Below are 18,169 nucleotides of genomic sequence, written 5' to 3' on the forward strand. Positions count from 1 at the left end.
CCGACGGGCGTTGGGTGGAGAAGCTCCCCCGATTGGACTCGAACCAATAACCTGCCGGTTAACAGCCGGCTGCTCTGCCAATTGAGCTACAGGGGATCGTGCACCGCTCGGAATCGGATCTCGCCGACGCCGTGCGACGGGACAAGAGTACAGGACATTCCCCGGTGGTGGTCCAGTGGGTTCCGCCCCACCGCCCGATGATCAAGACGCGCAGGTCACGGTCCGGGAGGCATCGACAATCGGGGTAAATCGCCATCCGGGCACAAGCATGCTTGAGCGGAGAGCAGGATGGGTAGTTAGCTGCGGACAGAGGACGCAGGCGCGAATTGGTCGCCTTCCGACGGGGCAACTCGACGGAGCGACAGGCGCGTCAGGTACGGAAGGAGCCGCCATGCGCGGAAAGATCATGTTTCTTGGCGGGCTGGCTGCGGGATTCGTCCTGGGCGCCCGTGCCGGCCGGGAAAAGTACGAGGAGCTCGTTGTTCGGGGCCGCAAGGTGCTCGACCACCCGACCGTCCAGGAGGCGGCCGGGGTCGCGCAGGCCCAGGCCAACAAGTTCTACAGCGAGGGCAAGGACAAGCTCGGCCAGACCAAACTGGGCGAGAAGCTGGGCAGCGGCAACGGTAACGGCAGCACCGGCAAGCAGGAGCTGACCGCCGCCGACGACGCGTTCGCCGGCACGCCCGCAACCGTGGGCGCCAAGGCGGGCACCAGCACGGTCGGCACGACCTCCGGGTCGCCGTCGTCCACCAACAACCCCCGCACCAAGCCGTCCGGCTCGGGCACGAACGCCAGCACGCTCTGACCAACCGCACGTCGACGGGCCGGTCGCCGCAGGGCGACCGGCCCGTGGTCTGTCCGAGGTGCGGTCAGTCCTTGCTGCTGAACGCCGCGTCGAAGGCAGCGCTCGGGGCGTCGAAGGCCAGCCGGCGGACGAACTGCAACGCCTCCGGGGCGCCGACGAGCCGGTCCATGCCGGCGTCCTCCCACTCGATCGAGATCGGGCCGGTGTAGCCGATCGCGTTCAGCGCGCGGAAGCAGTCTTCCCACGGCACGTCGCCGTGCCCGGTGGAGACGAAGTCCCACCCGCGGCGCAGGTCGGCCCAGGGCAGGTGCGAGGCGAGTCGGCCACGCCGGCCGTCCCCGGTGCGCACCTTGGCGTCCTTGCAGTCCACGTGGTAAATCCGGTCGGCGAAGTCGAAGATGAAGTTCACCGGGTCCAGCTCCTGCCACACGAAGTGCGACGGGTCCCAGTTCAGCCCGAACGCGGGCCGGTTGCCGATGGCCTCCAGCGTCCGCTTCGTCGTCCAGTAGTCGTACGCGATCTCGCTGGGGTGCACCTCATGGGCGAACCGCACCCCCACCTCGTCGAACACGTCGAGGATCGGGTTCCACCGGTCGGCGAAGTCCTGGTAGCCGCGCTCGATCATCGACGGCGGCACCGGCGGGAACATCGCCAGGGTGTGCCAGATCGACGAGCCGGTGAAGCCGACGACGGTCTTCACCCCGAGCTTGGCCGCCGCCCGCGCGGTGTCCTTGATCTCCTCGGCGGCCCGCTGGCGGACCCCCTCGGGCTCTCCGTCGCCCCAGATCCGACCGGGCAGGATGTCCTGGTGCCGCTCGTCGATCGGGTGGTCACAAACCGCCTGACCGACCAGGTGGTTGGAGATCGTGAAGACCTCAAGGTTGTGCTTCGCGAGAGTCTCCCGCTTGCGCTCGACGTAGGAGTCGTCGGCGAGCGCCTTGTCGACCTCGAAGTGGTCGCCCCAGCAGGCGATCTCCAGGCCGTCGTAGCCCCACTCGGAGGCGAGCCGGCAGACCTCCTCGAACGGAAGGTCGGCCCACTGGCCGGTGAAGAGCGTGATGGGTCGCGCCATTGTTCTTCTCCCCTGTTGTCATGGGGGATTCCAGGTGCGGACCGGGGCGAGGGTGACCGGACGTACGCGGCACCGGGCGGTCACCGGTGGGTGCGGAACACACCTGGGCCCAGCGGGTTGCGCCTCCCACCGGGTCACCGGCCACCAGCACGGTCGCCGCCCCCACCTTATTTCCGCAGCACCCCATCGGGGAAGCCCTGCGGTCGGCCGATCATCCGATCATTTCCTCGGGTGCGGGCAGGGCGGCCCGCACGGCGAAACCGCCACCGGCGCGTGGGCCTGCGGAGAACGTGCCGCCGAGCCGCTCCGCGCGCCTGCGTACGCCGAGCAGACCCCGCCCGGCCCCCTGGCCGCGCCGGCCTGACGGCGCGGCACCGGTGCCCTCGTCGCGTACCTCGATGGTGATGCCCGTGGCGTCGTAGCGCAGGCGGACCGCTACCGGCGCGCCCGGGGCGTGCCGGCACGCGTTGGTGAGCGACTCCTCGATGATCCGGTACGCCACGACGTCGACCGGCCCGGGCAGCGGCCGGGGTTGCCCGGCCAGGCTCCACCGCACCGGCTGACCGGCGGCGAAGCCCTCCACCAGCGCGTCGAGCCGATTCAGGCTCGGAGTCGGCCCGGTCGGGTCGTCCGGCTCGTCGGGCCGGCGCAGCGCGTCACCCAGCCGGTGCCCCTGCACCAGCACCCTCCCGCGCCACTGCGCGAACCGCCCCATGCAGGTCAAGGTACGGCAGTCGGCTGTGAGCCGGTCCGCGGCGTCGCCGGAACGGCCCCCACCCGGGCGGCGGTCTCGGAGGCACCGCGTCACCGGGCCGCGTGCGACGGGCGAGATCTGCGGTCGCACACATCGGTGCGAGCGCTATACCTGCTAGTCATAGTTATGACACACAGGTATAGCGCTCGTGGGTGGCACCGCCTCGCCGCTCCGCCAGAGCCGACAAACCCGGCCGGTCGGGGCACGCCCGGCCCGGCCCGGCACGGCCGGCGCTGGAGCGGGAGGGGCCGACGCCGTGAGCGGCGGCCCCTCCAGGCTCAGTCGGTCAGGGCAGGGTCCACTTCTGGTTGGCCGCGTTGAGGCAGGTCCAGAGGTGTACGACGGTGCTGTCCGCCGAGTTGTTGCCGGAGACGTCCAGGCACTTGCCCGACGACGGGTTGCGCAGGGTGCCGTCCGAGGCCGCCGCCCAGTTCTGCGCGCCACTGCCGTTGCAGGTCCAGAGCTGGATCTTGGTGCCGTCGGCGGTGCCGCCGCCGGAGACGTCCAGGCACTTGCCGAGGGCCTTGATCGTCGAGTTCGGCGTCACGGTCCAGGTCTGTGCCGCGCTGCCGTTGCAGGTGTAGAGCTGGATCTGGGTGCCGTCGGCGGTGCCGCCGCTGCGCACGTCCAGGCACTTGCCGGCCAGACCCTTGATCGGGCCGACCCCGGTGCCGCCGCCACTGCCCTTGACCAGGGTGAAGTCGTCCAGGTCGAAGAGCCCCGTGCCATTACCGGTGAAGGTGAGGTAGAGGTTCTGGGTGCTGGACGGGACGTTGGACAGCGCCGTGGAGACGTTGGCGAAGGTCGTCCAGCTGCCGGTGTTCGGCACCGCGACAGTGCCGAGCACCGGGCCGGTGGCCGAACCGGTGCGCACCTGGATGGCGCCACCCGCGCCGCCGGAGACGACCCGGGCCGTGAACGAGGTGACCCCGGCCAGGTTGACCCCGTTGTACGCGGCCCAGTCACCCGGGTCGATGTAGCCGACGGTCTGCCCACCGTTGGCGCCCGCCTTGGTGAACGCGGAGACACCGTTGGCCGAGCTGAACGCCTCGGCCTGGATCGTGCCGGTGGGCGGTGGTGTGGTGCCCAGCTCCTTGACCCGGATGTTGCGGAACGAGGCGTCGTCACCGGTGCCGTGGTTCTGGATGCCGATGTGACCGGCCAACGAGCGGACCGGGTTGGTGTTGGTGAAGTCGTTGATCTTCACTCCGTTGAGGAAGATCTGCAACCGCTCGCCCTCGACCAGCAGTTCGTAGGTGTTCCACTCCCCCGGCGCGTTGAGTGCCGCGTCGCGGGCCGCCGTGTCAGCCGACTTGAAGGTGTAGACCGACCCGGTCGTGCGGTCGGCGGCGTCGGTGGCGTCGATCTGGATCTCGTAGCCGTTGTCCACCGCGGACCACGGGTCACTGGACGGCGGGAAGCCGATGAAGATGCCGGAGTTGTCGTCCCCGGCCAGCTTCCAGTCCAGCTTGAGCGAGTAGTTGGTGAACTGCTTCGTGTTGTACCAGTACAACCCCATGCCACCGACCGAGGTCAGGGTGGCGTCGGAGTTGGTGAAGTTGCCCGGACCGGCCTGCGACCAGCCGGCCGTCGAGCCGTTGAAGATCGGCGTGTAGCCGGTCTCGGGCCGGCAGTCGGCCTTGCTCCGGCCGGAGGCGTACCGGATGCCGCCGAGCAGGTGCGCCCGGAACGCCGGCTCCGCGTACGACGCCTGGGTGTGCCCGGCACCGGTGTAGAACGACCGGCCACCGTTGTAGCTCTTGCACCAGCTCAGCGGGTGGTCGGAGCCCATGCCGCCGCCGGAGTACGACGACTCGTCCAGCGTGGCCAGCACGTGGGCGGTGGACCGGGCGTTGGTCCGGTAGTTGTACCACTCGTCGGTGCGGGTCCAGGTCTGCGGCAGGTGCGCGGTCGCCGCGTGGCCCCGGTCCTCCACCTTCATGTTGGCCTGCTGGATCGCCGGGTGCGAGGCGAACCACGCGCCCACGAGGTTGCCGTAGAACGGCCAGTCGTACTCGGTGTCGGCGGCAGCGTGCACACCCACGTACCCGCGGCCGGAGGCGATGTACGACTCGAAGGCGGTCTGCTGGCTGGCGTTGAGCACGTCGCCGGTGGTGTTGAGGAAGACCACGGCCTCGTACTGGGCGAGGTTGCTGGTGGTGAACGCGGCGGCGTCCTCGGTGGCGGTGACGGTGAAGTTGTTCGCCCCACCCAGGTCGCGGATGGTCTGGATGCCGACCGGGATGGCGTCGTGGCGGAACCCGGCGGTCTTGGAGAACACCAGCACGTCGTACGGGGCGTCGGCGGCGCTGGCGGGGTTGGCCGGGGTGGTGCAGGCGATGACGGCGAGTGCGGCCATGGCCGCACCGAGGACGGGTCGCAGGAGTCTGCGCATATCGCTCTCCTAATTGCGGTTAGGAGGGGCCCCTCGCACCACACTAGGCGTTGACAAGAGGCCCCTCCGCTCAGCTCAGGGCAGGATCCACTTTTGGTTGGCGGCACCGCTGACGCAGGTCCACAGGTGGACCACAGTGCTGTCGGCGGAGTTGTTGCCGGAGACGTCGAGGCACTTGCCGGACGACGGGTTACGCAGCGTGCCGTCGGCCTGGGCCGCCCAGTTCTGCGCAGCGGTCCCGTTGCAGGTCCAGAGCTGGATCTTGGTGCCGTCGGCGGTGGCACCACCCGAGATGTCCAGGCACTTGCCCAACGACCTGATCGTGGAGTTCGGCGTGACCGCCCAGGTCTGCGCGGCGCTGCCGTTGCAGGTGTAGATCTGGATCTGGGTGCCGTCGGCCGTGGCGGCGCTGCGCACGTCCAGACACTTGCCGCCGAGACCCTTGATCGGGCCGCTTCCGCCGGTCGGGGGCGTACCGGTGACGAAGGTGAAGGCATCCAGGTCGTAGAGCGCCCCGGTGCCCGCCCCGGCGAAGGTCAGGTAGAGCGTGGTCGTGCCGGTCGGCGGGTTGGTGATCGTCCCGGTCACCGTGGCGAAGGTTTCCCAGCCGCCGGTCACGGGGACCGTGGCCGAGCCGAGCACCGTGCCGGTGGCGGAACCGGCCCGGACCTGGAGGGTGCCACCGGCACCCGCCGAGGAGACCCGGGCGTTGAACGAGGTCACGTTGCCGAGCCGGTACGGCTGGAACGCGATCCAGTCACCGTTGTTGATGTCGCCGACGGTCTTGCCACCCTCGGCCGTGGTCTTGCTGAACACGTTGATCCCGGACGAGGTGCCGTAGAACTCGGCCTGGCGGTGCCGCGGCGGCAGGGTGTGCTGGGTGTGCGTGGTCAGCCCGCCCGCGTCGGTGTACTCGGCGTCGAAGATCGCGAAGATGTTCGCCGCGTCGTCGTGCTCACCGTCGACCGGGATGGTGATCGAGCCGGAGCAGCCGGTCTGCGACGTGATCTGGTGCCCGTGCTGGTCGTGCCCGAGCACGTAGGTCATCTTGACCTTCGTGCAGTCGATCGTGCCGTCCTCCGGGTCGGTGACCGTGATGCTGAACGGCACCGTGTCACCGAAGCTGAACAGCTGCCCGTTGCCGGGGTTGTTGATGGTCACCGTGGGCGCGGTGTTGCCGACGCTGATCCGGACGCTGCTGCTGCCGGTGGCGCCCTGCGGGTCCCGAACCGTCAGGGTGGCGGTGTAGCTGCCGTTGGCGGTGTAGGTCTTCGTGGGGTTGGCCGCGGTCGAGGTGGTCCCGTCACCGAACGCCCACGAGTACGTCAGCGCACCGCCCTCGGGGTCGGACGAGCCGGCCGAGGAGAAGGTCACCGCGAGCGGTGCCGCACCGGACGTGCGGTTGGCGCTGGCCACGGCTGTGGGTGCCCGGTTGCCGCCACCGACGTAGTCGAAGCGGTAGAGCGCCGAGTTGGCGTCACCGTTGAAGTAGCCGGTGCCGTAGTCGAGCACGTAGTACGCGCCGTCCGGGCCGAACGCCGAGTCCATCACCTGCTTGCCGACCCAGGGAAAGGTGTCGATGGTGCCCCGGGAGCCGTCGGAGTTGACGTGGATCGGCTTGATCCAGCCACGGCCGAACTCGGTGGCGAAGAACTGGCCGTCGAAGGACTGCGGGAACTTGGTGGTGGAGGTCGACGAGGCGTTGTACCGGTAGACCGGGCCGCCCATCGGCGACTCGGAGCCGCCGCCGAACTCGGTCGGGGTGCCGGCGTCGCCGGCGTACCGGATCCAGGCCGGCTGGGCCGGCGGCAGGGTGGTCAGGCCGGTGTTGCGGAACGAGTTGTTGGTCGGCCCGCCGGTGCAGTTGTACTTCGCGCCGCCGGTGTTGGCGGCGAAGTCCCACTCGTTGTACGTCTCGGTGGAGGTGTTGGTGCCGGTGCAGTACGGCCAGCCGTAGTTGCCCGGCGCGGCGACCCGGTTGAACTCCACCTGGCCGGACGGCCCACGGGTGGAGCTGGTGGTGCCGGCGTCCGGCCCGTAGTCACCGACGTAGACGACACCGGTGGCCTTGTCCACGCTGATCCGGAACGGGTTGCGGAACCCCATCGCGTAGATCTCCGGCCGCGTCCTGGCCGTGCCGGGCGCGAACAGGTTGCCCGACGGGATGGAGTAGGTGCCGTTGGCGTTCACCTTGATCCGCAGGATCTTGCCCCGCAGGTCGTTGGTGTTGCCGGCGCTGCGCTGCGCGTCGTATGCCGGGTTGCGGTTGGTCCGCTCGTCCAGCGGCGAGTAGCCGGCCGACTCGAACGGGTTGGTGTCATCACCGGTCGACAGGAAGAGGTTGCCGGCGGCGTCGAAGTCGATGTCCCCGCCGACGTGGCAGCACACACCGCGGCTGGCTGGGACGTCGAGCACGTCGACCTTGCTCGCCTGGTTGATCGTGAAGTCGGAGTTGAGGGTGAACCGGGAGAGCCGGTTGACACCGTTCCAGGCCGAGAAGTCGGTGCCGGTGGCCGGTGCGTCGCCGGCCGGCGTCGACAGCGGCGGGGCGTAGTACAGGAAGATCTGGCGGTTGCTGGCGAAGCCCGGGTCGACGCCGACGCCCTGCAACCCCTCCTCGTCGTGCTGGTAGACCGACAGGGTGCCGATCACGGAGGTGGTGCCGCTCGCATCGGTGCGGCGCAGGGTGCCGTTGCGGGCGGTGTGCAGCACGGAACGGTCCGGCAGCACCGCCAGCGACATCGGCTCACCCATGTCGCTCACCCCACGGGCGAGCTCGACCTGCTGGAAGTCGGTCGCGTTGATCGTGTGGGCCTGCGCGGGGGTCGAGTCGGCGCCGAGGGCGACCGTCCCGGCCGCGACCACCAGCAGCGCTGCCGATCCGGCGGAGAACCATCGTCGGGATCGTTGTCTTGGAGCGTCCTTCATGGACATGTGTGCTGCCCCTTCCTGACGAGTGACTGCCAGGCGGGCGCGCGCCGTCGCGCCGGATGCCGTAGCGGTGATGGTGGGGGTCGATGGGTTACCGCGCCGCCGGTTCACCTCGACGAAACATTGTCGTGTTGGTCACGACACTAAGTTGGACCTGTCGATGTGTCCATACCTTCCGGCGATTCAGCATCAACTTTCGTCGATCTGATCGAAAGTTGCCGGTCAGGCCCGGCGGTCGATCGCCTGCCCGGCCAGCGCGACCAGCGCCGAGCGAGCCTCGTCGGCCACCGTCGCGGCCCGCAGGGCGACGAGCGCCGCCTCCGTCCGCACCCGGATCATCTGCTCGATCCGTTCTCGGGCACCGGTCGCCTCGATGATCGCGCGCAGCTCCGCCGCGCCGTCGGCGTCCAACGCCGGATTGCCGAACAGCTCCCGTAGCCGGGCGGTCTGCGACCGGTCGGCGGCACTGCGGGCCAGCGCCATCATCACCGTGGGCTTGCCCTCGCGCAGGTCGTCCAGGACCGACTTGCCGGTGACCGCCGGGTCCCCGAAGACACCCAGCACGTCGTCGCGAAGTTGGAACGCGTCGCCCAGCGGGTCACCGAACTCGCCCAGCGCGGCGATCAACTCCGGGCCGGCGCCGGCCAGGGCCGCGCCAATCTGGAGCGGCCGGGTGACCGTGTACCGGGCAGCCTTCATCCGTATCACGGTGAGCGCGCTGGCCACCGAGCCGTCACCCACGCCCGAGACCAGGTCCAGGTACTCCCCCGCGATCACCTCGGTACGCATCAGCGCGAACACGCCGTACCCCCGGTGCACCTGTTCGGTGCTCAGCCCGCACTCGTGGAACATCTGATCCGACCAGGCCGCGCAGAGGTCCCCGCAGAGCAGCGCCGTGTTGCGGCCGTACGCCTCGGGGTCACCGCGCCAGGACGAGCGGGCGTGCAGGTCGGCGAAGAGCCGGTGCACCGACGGCTCACCCCGGCGGCGGTCGCTGCCGTCCAGGATGTCGTCGTGGATCAGCGCGAACGCGTGGAACAGCTCCAGGGCGGCGGCCGCCACCACGATCGGGGTGCCGTCGGCCGCGCCCGCCCCGCGCCAGCCCCAGTAGCAGAAGAGCGGGCGCAACCGTTTGCCACCAGCCAGCACGAACCGTTGCAGGGCGGTGAACACGCCGCGGGGCGCGCCGTCGGGCCAGTCCGGGCCCTGCCGTTCGAGGAACCCGGCCAGCTCCGCGTCGAAGCGCGCCCGCAACCCGCTCGCGTCGGTGGGCGCGACGGTGACCGTCATGCCCCCTCCCCCGGCCCGCCCGTACCGCCGGCGCCCAACCCGGCCAACTCCAGCAGCAGCGCCTTGACCTCGGTGGCCGCGATCCGGTCCCGGGCGGCCGTCGGGTCGGAGCAGAGCAGCACCGGGGCGTCCGCCGGGTCGTCCGGCAGCCGCCCGTGCGAGCCCCGTACCGCCTGCGCGCCGGCGTCCAGGCCGACAGCGCTCATCAGGTACCGCATGCCGAGCTTCTTGCGGGCCAGGGCCAGCCCGGCGCGGGCCTTCGCGGCACCGGGGTTGGCCGGGTCGAAGAACAGCTCCGCCGGGTCGTAACCGGGCTTCCGATGAATCTCCACGAGGCGGGCGAAGTCCGGCGCCCGGGCGTCGTCCAGCCAGTAGTAGTAGGTGAACCAGGCGTCCGGCTCGGCCACCAGCACCAGCTCACCGGCGCGCGGGTGGTCCAGACCGTGCGCGGCCTTGCCCTCGGCGTCGAGCACCTCGGCCACCCCGGGCAGGTTGGCGCAGAGCTTCGCCACCGCCGGCACGTCGGCCGGGTCCTTGACGTAGACGTGGGCAATCTGGTGGTCGGCGACCGCGAACGCCTTCGACGTCCACGGGTCGAGGTATTCCATTCCGGCCTGGGTGTGCACCCGCAGCAGCCCTTCGGCGCGCAACAGCCGGTTGACGTCCACCGGCCGGGACACGTCGGTGATGCCGTACTCGGAGAGCACCACCACTGTGGCGTCGCGCGCCCGGGCGGCGTCCAGCAGTGGCCCGAGCACCGCGTCCAGCTCGGCTGCCGCCGCAGCAGCCTGGGCCGACGAGGGACCGAAGCGTTGCAGGTCGTAGTCCAGGTGCGGGACGTAGACCAGGGTCAGGTCGGGTGACACGTCGGCGAGGATCTGCTCGGCCGCCTGGCAGATCCACCGCGACGACGGCAACCCGGCCGTCGGCCCCCAGTAGGTGAACAGCGGGAAGGTGCCCAGCCGCCCGGTGAGCGCGTCGTGCAGCTCCGGCGGGTCGGTGTAGCAGTCCGGCTCCTTGCGCCCGTCGGCGTAGTAGACGGGGCGTGGGGTGACCGTCCAGTCGACGTCCGCACCCATGGCGTACCACCAGCAGACGTTGGCGACGGTGTAGCCCGGCTCGGCCTTGCGGGCCGCCTGCCAGAGCTTCTCCCCGCCGACCAGCGCGTTGTGCTGCCGCCACAGCAGCACCTCGCCCAGCTCCCGGAAATACCACCCGTTGCCGACGATCCCGTGCCCGCTGGGCGGCTCGCCGGTGAGGAAGGTGGACTGCACCGAGCAGGTCACGGCGGGCAGCACGGTGCCCAGCTCGGCCCGGAAGCCGCCGTCGGCGACCCCCCGCAGTCGAGGCATGTGCGCCAGTAGTCGTGGCGTCAACCCCACCACGTCGAGGACCACCAGTCGCCGGCTCATCGCGTCACCCCCATGCTCACGGATCGCTCTACGGTCAGGCCGAGGCCGACCAGTTCGTCCCGGGCGAAGGCCAGTTCCGCGGCGATGCCCGCGGCCAGCTCCGCGTCGGTGCCGGGCCGTCGTGCGGCCGGCAGCACCCCCCAGGTGTACGTCTCGACGTCGAGGTGGTCGCAGCCAGCGGTCGGGCCGTCGAAGAGCGCTCTCAGGGCCGCGCGAAGAACCGGCAGGGTCGAGCCGAGCGGTTCCTCGGGCGGGGCGTGCAGCGGCACGTGGTAGTGCACCCGCCACGGCCCGGGTAGCGCCCTGTCCAGTGCCTCGTCCAGGTCGTCGGCCGCGTACGCCGGGTCGGCCGGGTCGGCCAGACCGGCGCAACCAGCGCCCCGCGTCTGGTGCAGGAAGCGTGGCTCCACCCAGCGGCGCAACGCCTCGGCCCCACCATCCGGGTCGGTGGCCTCGACGGCGGCGGAGACCTGCACCTTCACCACCGGCAGCCCGGCCGCCCGCAGTCGTTCCAGTGCCTCGGCCGGCTCCTCCCAGGCGCAGGCCAGGTGGGCCAGGTCGACGCAGACGCCCAGCCGCTCGGTGTCCATCCCGGACAGCAGCTCGGCGGCCTGGCCGGTGCTCTCCACGACGCAGCCGGGCTCCGGCTCGAAGGCGACCCGCACCTCGCGGCCGGTGTCGCGCTGCACGGCGGCCAGGCCGGCGGCCAGCTGGTCGAGCCGGCGTCGGGCCGCGTCGGCCCGGTCGGTGTCCCACGGTTGCCGCCAGGCCAGCGGCAGGGTGGAGATCGAGCCCCGAGCGGCGTCGTCGGGCAGCAGGTCCGCGAGCACGCGGGCCAGATTCAGCGTGTACGTCAGGCGCTGCTCGGTGGTCCAGTCCGGGTGGTACACGTCCTGCTTGACCACGGGGGCCTGGAAGGCCGCGTACGGGAAGCCGTTGAGGGTGACCACCTCCAGACCGCGCGCGTCAAGTTCGGTGCGCAACCGGCGGCGCAGCGTCGGGTCGGCGGCCAGCTCGGCGGCGACCGGGGCGGCCAGCCACAGGCCGAGCCCGAGCAGGTCACTGCCGAGCGCCTCGCGGACCGGCACGGCGTAGGTGTCGAGTTGACCGAGGATGCCGGCGAGGTCCTCGGCGGGGTGCACGTTGGTGCAGTAGCCGAGGTGGACGGTGTCGCCGCCGGCATGTCGCAGGCGCATCAGCTGCCGCCGCGCAGGATCGAGTTGCCGGTCTGCGGGTCCACGGCGGTGACCTCCAGGTCGGTGAGGTCGAGCCGGCCGGACTGCCCGTAGAACTCCACCGGGTTGCGCCACAGCACCTGGTCGACGTCGTCGTCGCTGAACCCGGCCAGCAGCATCGCCTCGCCGGTGGCCCGGGTCAGCAGCGGGTCGGAGCGCCCCCAGTCGGCGGCCGAATTGACCAACATCCGCTCCGTGCCGTACTCCCGCAGCAGCTCCACCATCCGTGACGGCGTCATCTTGGTGTCCGGGTAGATGGAGAAGCCCAACCAGCAGCCGCTGTCCCGGACCAGCTTGACGGTCACCTCGTTGAGGTGGTCGACCACCACGCGTCCCGCCTCAATGCCGGATTCGGCGACCACGGCGAGGGTCCGTTCGCAGCCGCGCGCCTTGTCCCGGTGCGGGGTGTGCACCAGCGCCGGCAGGTCGTACGCCACCGCCAGGGCGAGCTGCGCGGCGAACGCCTCGTCCTCCTCCGGCGTCATCGAGTCGTACCCGATCTCGCCGACCGCCACCACCGCGTCCTTGTCCAGGTAGCGGGGCAGCAGGTCGAGGACCGGGCGGCAGCGCGGGTCGTTGGCCTCCTTGGGGTTCAGGGCCACCGTGGCGAAATGCCGCACCCCGAACTGACCGGCCCGGAACGGCTCCCACCCGATCAGCGAGTCGAAGTAGTCGGTGAACGAGGCGGCGCTGGTGCGCGGCTGACCCAGCCAGAACGAGGGCTCCACCACCGCGCGCACTCCGGCTGCGGCCATCCGTTCGTAGTCGTCGGTGGTGCGTGAGGTCATGTGGATGTGGGGGTCGAAGATGCGCATTCACGCCTCCCGGGGCAGTGCGGCGGTGAGCCGGTCGAGCAGGTCGGTGGCGTCGGCGGGCAGGTCCCGGCCGGCGGCGTGCCGTTCGGCGGCGAGCGCGGCCAGCATCGCGGCCAGCTCCCCGTCGGCCCGGGTGTCCAGGTCGGCCACGGCGGCGAGGGGGACGCCGCTGAACACGCACTTGAGCACCGCCTGCCGCCAGGCGGCCGGGTCGAGGTGTCGGGCGTACGGGCCGAGGGCTGCGGCGACCAGCCGGGTGTCGTTGGTGCGGATCGCGTCGTGCAGCAGCGGCACGCCGGCGGCGCCGATCGGCAGCAGCGGCAGTGCCCGCAGCACGGCTCGCCGCTCGGCCGCGTCGCCGTGCTGGTAGAGGCTGTCGGCGTACGCCGCGTGGTCGCCGGGCAGCGCCGTGAGCAGCAGCACCCGGGCCGCGTCGTCGGCGGTCCAGCCGGGCGCTTCGGGCAACGCGCCCCGACCGCAACGCCGACCTGCGGCGGGGAAGAGCCGGGTGATCGCGGTGGGCTCGGTGGTGACCCGGCGCAGCGCCGTGTCCAACCAATCGGGATCGGGTACGCCTCGCAGCGCGGCCCGTAGTGAATCCGGTGTCATCCCGTCTCCTCCCTCTTGCTGCTACGCGGTGCCCGCCACCTTTGCTTTGCACCTACATATGCACCGGCGCCTCTTTGGCGGGTGTCGCCTCGGTGGGTGTCGCCTCGCTGGGTGCAGAGCAAAGGGTGCGGGCAGGGTGGTAATCGGTGGCCGCGGCGGCGCGCAGGAACTCGATCGACCGGGCGGCCACGGCGGGCGCGGCGTGCGAGTCCCGGGGCAGCTCGACGGCGACCAGACCGCGGTAGCCGGCGTCGCGCAGCGCGGCCAGCACCGGTGGGAAGTCGATCTCGCCGACGCCGAACTCCAGGTGCTCGTGCACGCCCCGGCGCATGTCGTCGATCTGCACGTTGACCAGGTGGTCGGCCACCTCGGCGACGCACTGCGGCACCGGCCAGGGCTCCAGGCACCGGCAGTGTCCGATGTCGAGGGTGATGCCGAAGCGGGCCGGGTTGTCGAGAGCGGCGTGCAGCCGACGCCAGTCGGCGATGTCCTGCACCAGCATGCCGGGCTCCGGTTCGAAGCCGAGGGTGACGCCGGCGGTGTCGGCCGCGTCGACCACTGTGGCGCAGCCGGCCACCAGCCGGTCCCAGGCGCACTGCGGCGACACCGCCTCGGGTCGGACACCGGCCCAGAACGAGACAGCCTCGGCGCCCAGGTCGGCGCCGATTCGCACGGCGCGGCGCAGGAACTCGATCCGCCGGGTCGGGTCGTCGTGCAGCAACGTCGGAGCGTGTTTGTGCCACGGGTCGAGCAGGTAGCGGGCCCCGGTCTCGATCACCACGGCCAGTCCGAGCGCCTCCAACCGTTTGCCGACGGCGGCGACCCGGCGGGTGAGGCCGGGCGCGAACGGGTCCAGGTGGTCGTGGTCCAGGGTGAGCGCCACCCCGTCGTAGCCGAGGTCGGCGATGACGGCGAGCGCGTCGTCGAGCCGATGGTTGGCGAAGCCGTTGGTGCCGTACCCGAGGCGCAGCGTCGTGGTGTCGGCGGCCGGCGCACCGGGCCGGGGCTCGGGGATGCTCATGTCGGGGAGACCTTCCGGGCCAACCGTCGACCCAGCGGCGCGGCCGCCGCGACGGCCACCCCGAGCAGACCTGCTCCACCGCGCGCGGTGAGCGCCCCCTGGAGGGCGGGCAGCCCGGTGATCCCGGCGCCGACAGCGGCGCGGACCCGCCCGGCCGACGGGTCCCGGACCACCTCGGCCTGGGCCGCGCCGTAGCGGGCGGCGTACCAGCCGGCCAACACGGCAGGCAGCACCGCAACCCGCCGAGGGGCGGCGACAGCGGCGCTGGCGGCGACCAACGCGGTGCCCGCGAGGGTGCGCATCGGCAGTTTGGCGTCGGCGCCGGTGACCTCCCGGCGGGACAGCGCGGTGACCGTCCAGGTGTGCGCGGCAACCGTCGCCGCCGCCGGCAACGCCCGGGTCACCCGCCCACCGGACGCGCCGAGCAGCACATCCAGCCCCCGGCAGGCGGCCATCACGGCCGGACCGGCGGCGGTGTTCTTGGCCAGCAGGTCGTACCCCCAGATGGTGGCGGCCAGCGGCACGGCGAGCGCGACGGCGCGGCGACCGCCCACGGCGGCGGCCAGGCCCACGCCGGCGGCCGTGAGACCCGCCGCGAGGCCCACCGCGGCGGCCGGGGTGACCCGACCGCTGGGGATCGGCCGCTCGGGGCGTTCCACCGCGTCCAGGCCCCGGTCGGCCCAGTCGTTGGCGGCCATGCCGGCCCAGTAGAGCAGCACCGACGCGCCGGCCAGGGCGGGCGTACGCGGGCTCAGCGCGCCGGCCGCCGCCGCACCGGCGATCACGTCACCGGGCACCGAGAGCGCGGCCGGTGCCCGGACCAACTCGGCGAGATCAGCCAACGTTGTCATGGACACCGTCCCCGCCGGCGTGCAGCTGCCGGGTGAAGTCGCTCAGCCGGGCCCACTGCTCGCCCAGCGAGTGGGTGGGCGAGCCGAGCGGGTCCTTGAAGAAGAAGCCCAGCTCAGCCAGCGGCCCCACCTGCCCGGCGGCGTGCGCGGCGGCGGTGAGCCGGGCCAGGTCGAGCACCAGCGGCGCGGCCAGCGCGGAGTCGCAGCCGTGCCAGGTGAACTCCATCCGCATGCCGGTGCCGAGGAAGCCGGCGAAGGTGATCAGATCCCACGCGGTCTTGAAGTCGCCCAGATCCTCGACGTACTCGATGCGGGTGCCGCCCTGCGGGACGTAGCCCAGCGTCTCGCCGAGCACCCGCTGCTTGCTCTGCACCTTCGCCGCGTTGGCGGCCGGGTCGGCGAGGGTGGCGCCGTCGCCACCGCCCAGCAGGTTGACCCCGGACCAGGAGCGCACGGCCAGGTTGCGCATCGCGAACATCGGCGCGAGCACCGACTTGACGAGGGTCTCCCCGGTCTTGCCGTCATGCCCGGCGTACGGCAGTCGGGCCTCCTGGGCCAGCGCGGCCAGCGCGGGAAGCCGCAGCCCGGTGGACGGGGTGAAGTCGACGTACGGGCAGCCGGCCAGCACCGCCGCGTACGCGTAGAGGGAGCTGACCGGCAGCACCTCGTCCGGCCCGGCGAGGGCGGTGCGCAACGCGGCCGGGTCGGCGTGCCCGGGGTGCGGCTCCGGTGCCGGTTCGGTGGCGGAGACGTTGACCACCACCACCCGGTCCAGGTGGTGTCGCTCACGGAAGCTGGTGAGGTCGCGGACCACGGCGTCGGCCCGGTCGGCCTGGGTGGCACCGACCGGTGCCGGGCGCAGCTCCTGCTCGACGGCGTTCAGCTCGTCGGGGAGCGCGGCGACCAGCCGCCAGGGGATGACACCGGCGTCGGCGAGGGCCTCGGCGCGCTTGGACAGCGGGGTGGTGGCCAGGTCGTGCCCGCCGAAGACGAGGTCGGCGAAACTCGGCAGGGCGGGGCCACGCAGCTCGGGCAGCTCGGTGACGCAGCCGGTGGGCCCGGCCAGGCCAGCCCGCAGCGCGAGCCCCCCGACGATGCTGGTGGTCGCGACGGAACCGCGCGCTCCTACCAGCCAGACACCTGTTCGCATGGTGCTCCTTCCCCGTTCACGAGGAACCGCGGTACCGCTAAATATAGGAATATCAGAATATGTTTCGGAAAGATACGCCCCGGTTTTGCGGGGCCCCGTCCGCCCGTCCCACACCGGTTTGGCACCGGGTTCCGACGTCGGCGTCGGCGGCGACGACGCCGGACCGGCTTCCGGTCCGGGCGCGGGCAGACGGGGCTTGGTAGACAGGGTCGGGTCGGCGTCTCGACCCTGTCTCCCCCGCACCCGACCGGCCGGGGCGCTGATGCGTCCCAACCGGGCGTCTCAGGCCGCCGTGCCCACCAGGTCACCGACCGCAGCACGACCCGCCGGACGTCGGCGGGTGGTTGCGGTACGGGTGGGGGCAGCGGCGGGCGGTGCCATCAGGTCCTCCGGATCTCCGGATTGGTGGCGGTCCTCCGGTGCGGCCGGGGAATCCCGGTCCGGTCGCACCGGACGACCGTCCTGCTCGTGCGCCACCGGGCCGCAGTGCCCGGCCGCACGCTCTCCGACGCCGACCTCGTCCCGGCCGCGGGGCGCAATCCGCGGTCGGTCCCTCGCCGGTCGGCTTCGGGAAGCTGGTAGGGCGATGGTGGTGCGATCACCACCATCGCAGATGGTCGATGGTCAGACGGCCGCCGCGATCAGCGCCGGCTCCACCTCGGTCCAGGAGGAACCGAGTTCCGCCGAGCGGGTCACCGCGTCCAGCACGAGCTGGACCTGCAACGCGTCGGCGAAGGACGGAGTCGGGTCGACGCCGGTGGCGACCGCCTCGATGAAGTCGCGCATCTCGTGCGTGAACGAGTGCTCGTAGCCGATGATGTGGCCCGGAGGCCACCACGCCGACATGTACGGGTGCTCGCCCTCGGTCACCAGGATGCGGCTGAAACCCTGCTCCACGCTCGGCCTGGTGGCGTCGTAGAACTCCAGCTCGTTGAGCCGCTCCAGGTCGAAGATCACGCTGCCCAGCGAGCCGTTGATCTCGACACGCAACGCGTTCTTGCGACCGGTGGCGAAGCGGCTCGCCTCGTACGTGGCCAGGGCGCCGCCGTCGAGCCGTGCCACGAAGACCGCGGCGTCGTCGACGGTGACCGGCCCGGTGGGGGCGGTGTGGCCATCCACAGTGGCCGCGAGACCACTCGACTCGGCCGGCAACGGCCGTTCCTTGACGAACGTCTCGGTGACCGCGCTGACCCCGCTGATCTTCTGGCCGGTGACGAACTGGGTCAGATCGATGATGTGCGCACCGATGTCACCGAGCGCGCCGGAGCCCGCCCTGTCTTTCTGCAACCGCCAGACCAGCGGGAACTGCGGGTCCACGATCCAGTCCTGCAGGTACGTCGCACGGACGTGTCGAATCACCCCGAGTCGTCCGTCGGCGACCAACTGACGCATCATCGTGACCGCGGGGACCCGGCGGTAGTTGAACCCGCACATCGACCGCACCCCGGAGGCCCGGGCGAGTTCCGCCGCAGCGGTCATCGCCCGTGCCTCCGCCACCGTGTTGGCCAACGGCTTCTCGCACAGGACGTGCTTGCCGGCGGCCAACGCGGCGAGCGCGATCTCGGCGTGACTGTCGCCCGGTGTGCAGACATCGATCACGTCGATGTCGTCCCGGTTGATCAGGTCACGCCAGTCCGTGGTGTACGCGTCCCAGCCGAGCCGGTCGGCGGCATCCGCCACCTTCGTTGTGTCTCGACCGCAGATCAGCGCCATCCGGGCCCGCGCCGGCAGGTCGAAGACGCGGTTCACGGTGCGCCACGCCTGTGAGTGCGCGGCGCCCATGAACGCGTAGCCGACCATGCCGACCCGCAGTTCTTTGTCTGTCGTGG

14 protein-coding genes and 1 tRNA gene are annotated in these 18,169 nt (G+C 71.5%); 1 reads left to right on the plus strand and 14 read right to left on the minus strand.

Translation table 11 applies throughout. The annotated features are described in order from the left end of the window. Positions 1 to 23: 23 nt before the first annotated feature. Positions 24 to 96: transfer RNA gene (locus GA0070619_RS20875), tRNA-Asn, on the minus strand. Between the two features lie 295 nt (positions 97 to 391). Here GA0070619_RS20875 and GA0070619_RS20880 point away from each other — a divergent pair. Continuing rightward, complete coding sequence (locus GA0070619_RS20880; RefSeq protein ID WP_088949629.1) at positions 392 to 805, plus strand: hypothetical protein; 414 nt, start codon at positions 392 to 394, stop codon at positions 803 to 805. 64 nt (positions 806 to 869) lie between these two features. On the opposite strand, the gene GA0070619_RS20885 is transcribed toward GA0070619_RS20880, so the two are convergent. The 13 genes from GA0070619_RS20885 to GA0070619_RS20945 form a co-directional block, all read right to left on the minus strand. Beyond that, positions 870 to 1,877 (minus strand): sugar phosphate isomerase/epimerase family protein, encoded by a 1,008-nt coding sequence (locus GA0070619_RS20885; RefSeq protein ID WP_088949630.1) that lies wholly within the window; start codon positions 1,875 to 1,877, stop codon positions 870 to 872. A gap of 211 nt (positions 1,878 to 2,088) precedes the next feature. After that, entirely contained in the window at positions 2,089 to 2,592 is a 504-nt protein-coding gene (locus tag GA0070619_RS20890) for a sensor histidine kinase (protein WP_088949631.1), read from the minus strand. Between the two features lie 325 nt (positions 2,593 to 2,917). Further along, positions 2,918 to 5,026, minus strand: a complete 2,109-nt coding sequence (locus GA0070619_RS20895; protein ID WP_088949632.1) for a ThuA domain-containing protein — start codon at positions 5,024 to 5,026, stop codon at positions 2,918 to 2,920. A 75-nt stretch (positions 5,027 to 5,101) separates the two neighbouring features. Further along, entirely contained in the window at positions 5,102 to 7,960 is a 2,859-nt protein-coding gene (locus tag GA0070619_RS20900; protein ID WP_172862086.1) for a PQQ-dependent sugar dehydrogenase, read from the minus strand. Between the two features lie 219 nt (positions 7,961 to 8,179). Then, the gene (locus GA0070619_RS20905; RefSeq protein ID WP_088949634.1) at positions 8,180 to 9,247 is read right to left on the minus strand and encodes a polyprenyl synthetase family protein; all 1,068 of its coding nucleotides are present in this window, start codon (positions 9,245 to 9,247) and stop codon (positions 8,180 to 8,182) included. Further along, positions 9,244 to 10,659, minus strand: a complete 1,416-nt coding sequence (locus tag GA0070619_RS20910; RefSeq protein WP_088949635.1) for an alkaline phosphatase family protein — start codon at positions 10,657 to 10,659, stop codon at positions 9,244 to 9,246. Before GA0070619_RS20910 ends, GA0070619_RS20905 begins: the two co-directional genes overlap by 4 nt. Next, positions 10,656 to 11,855, minus strand: coding sequence for a metabolite traffic protein EboE (eboE, locus tag GA0070619_RS20915; protein WP_088949636.1), 1,200 nt, complete (start codon positions 11,853 to 11,855; stop codon positions 10,656 to 10,658). The genes GA0070619_RS20910 and eboE overlap by 4 nt, the downstream gene beginning before the upstream one ends. Beyond that, positions 11,855 to 12,709 carry a TatD family hydrolase gene (locus GA0070619_RS20920; RefSeq protein ID WP_088949637.1) on the minus strand — a complete coding sequence of 285 codons (855 nt, stop codon included), beginning with the start codon at positions 12,707 to 12,709 and terminating at the stop codon, positions 11,855 to 11,857. Before GA0070619_RS20920 ends, eboE begins: the two co-directional genes overlap by 1 nt. Beyond that, positions 12,710 to 13,318, minus strand: coding sequence for an EboA domain-containing protein (locus tag GA0070619_RS20925; protein ID WP_088949638.1), 609 nt, complete (start codon positions 13,316 to 13,318; stop codon positions 12,710 to 12,712). It lies immediately after the preceding gene. 52 nt (positions 13,319 to 13,370) lie between these two features. Then, positions 13,371 to 14,339 carry a sugar phosphate isomerase/epimerase family protein gene (locus GA0070619_RS20930; RefSeq protein ID WP_088949639.1) on the minus strand — a complete coding sequence of 323 codons (969 nt, stop codon included), beginning with the start codon at positions 14,337 to 14,339 and terminating at the stop codon, positions 13,371 to 13,373. Then, the gene (locus GA0070619_RS20935) at positions 14,336 to 15,190 is read right to left on the minus strand and encodes an SCO3242 family prenyltransferase (protein WP_088949640.1); all 855 of its coding nucleotides are present in this window, start codon (positions 15,188 to 15,190) and stop codon (positions 14,336 to 14,338) included. The genes GA0070619_RS20930 and GA0070619_RS20935 overlap by 4 nt, the downstream gene beginning before the upstream one ends. After that, positions 15,174 to 16,340 (minus strand): inositol-3-phosphate synthase, encoded by a 1,167-nt coding sequence (locus GA0070619_RS20940; RefSeq protein WP_088949641.1) that lies wholly within the window; start codon positions 16,338 to 16,340, stop codon positions 15,174 to 15,176. Before GA0070619_RS20940 ends, GA0070619_RS20935 begins: the two co-directional genes overlap by 17 nt. A 624-nt stretch (positions 16,341 to 16,964) precedes the next feature. Beyond that, on the minus strand, positions 16,965 to 18,140 hold the full coding sequence (locus GA0070619_RS20945) for a Gfo/Idh/MocA family protein (protein WP_370453101.1): 1,176 nt from the start codon (positions 18,138 to 18,140) through the stop codon (positions 16,965 to 16,967). Positions 18,141 to 18,169: the final 29 nt, after the last annotated feature.

Source organism: Micromonospora zamorensis (genome assembly GCF_900090275.1).
In the GTDB taxonomy this organism is placed as follows: Bacteria; Actinomycetota; Actinomycetes; order Mycobacteriales; family Micromonosporaceae; genus Micromonospora; species Micromonospora zamorensis.

What these genes read in the sequence shown, in the direction of transcription:
- GA0070619_RS20880 (WP_088949629.1), top strand. Translation starts at nt 392, where the DNA reads ATGCGCGGAAAGATCATGTTTCTTGGCGGGCTGGCTGCGGGATTCGTC.
- GA0070619_RS20885 (WP_088949630.1), bottom strand. Translation starts at nt 1,877, where the DNA reads ATGGCGCGACCCATCACGCTCTTCACCGGCCAGTGGGCCGACCTTCCG.
- GA0070619_RS20890 (WP_088949631.1), bottom strand. Translation starts at nt 2,592, where the DNA reads ATGGGGCGGTTCGCGCAGTGGCGCGGGAGGGTGCTGGTGCAGGGGCAC.
- GA0070619_RS20895 (WP_088949632.1), bottom strand. Translation starts at nt 5,026, where the DNA reads ATGCGCAGACTCCTGCGACCCGTCCTCGGTGCGGCCATGGCCGCACTC.
- GA0070619_RS20900 (WP_172862086.1), bottom strand. Translation starts at nt 7,960, where the DNA reads ATGTCCATGAAGGACGCTCCAAGACAACGATCCCGACGATGGTTCTCC.
- GA0070619_RS20905 (WP_088949634.1), bottom strand. Translation starts at nt 9,247, where the DNA reads ATGACGGTCACCGTCGCGCCCACCGACGCGAGCGGGTTGCGGGCGCGC.
- GA0070619_RS20910 (WP_088949635.1), bottom strand. Translation starts at nt 10,659, where the DNA reads ATGAGCCGGCGACTGGTGGTCCTCGACGTGGTGGGGTTGACGCCACGA.
- eboE (WP_088949636.1), bottom strand. Translation starts at nt 11,855, where the DNA reads ATGCGCCTGCGACATGCCGGCGGCGACACCGTCCACCTCGGCTACTGC.
- GA0070619_RS20920 (WP_088949637.1), bottom strand. Translation starts at nt 12,709, where the DNA reads ATGCGCATCTTCGACCCCCACATCCACATGACCTCACGCACCACCGAC.
- GA0070619_RS20925 (WP_088949638.1), bottom strand. Translation starts at nt 13,318, where the DNA reads ATGACACCGGATTCACTACGGGCCGCGCTGCGAGGCGTACCCGATCCC.
- GA0070619_RS20930 (WP_088949639.1), bottom strand. Translation starts at nt 14,339, where the DNA reads ATGAGCATCCCCGAGCCCCGGCCCGGTGCGCCGGCCGCCGACACCACG.
- GA0070619_RS20935 (WP_088949640.1), bottom strand. Translation starts at nt 15,190, where the DNA reads ATGACAACGTTGGCTGATCTCGCCGAGTTGGTCCGGGCACCGGCCGCG.
- GA0070619_RS20940 (WP_088949641.1), bottom strand. Translation starts at nt 16,340, where the DNA reads ATGCGAACAGGTGTCTGGCTGGTAGGAGCGCGCGGTTCCGTCGCGACC.
- GA0070619_RS20945 (WP_370453101.1), bottom strand. Translation starts at nt 18,140, where the DNA reads ATGGTCGGCTACGCGTTCATGGGCGCCGCGCACTCACAGGCGTGGCGC.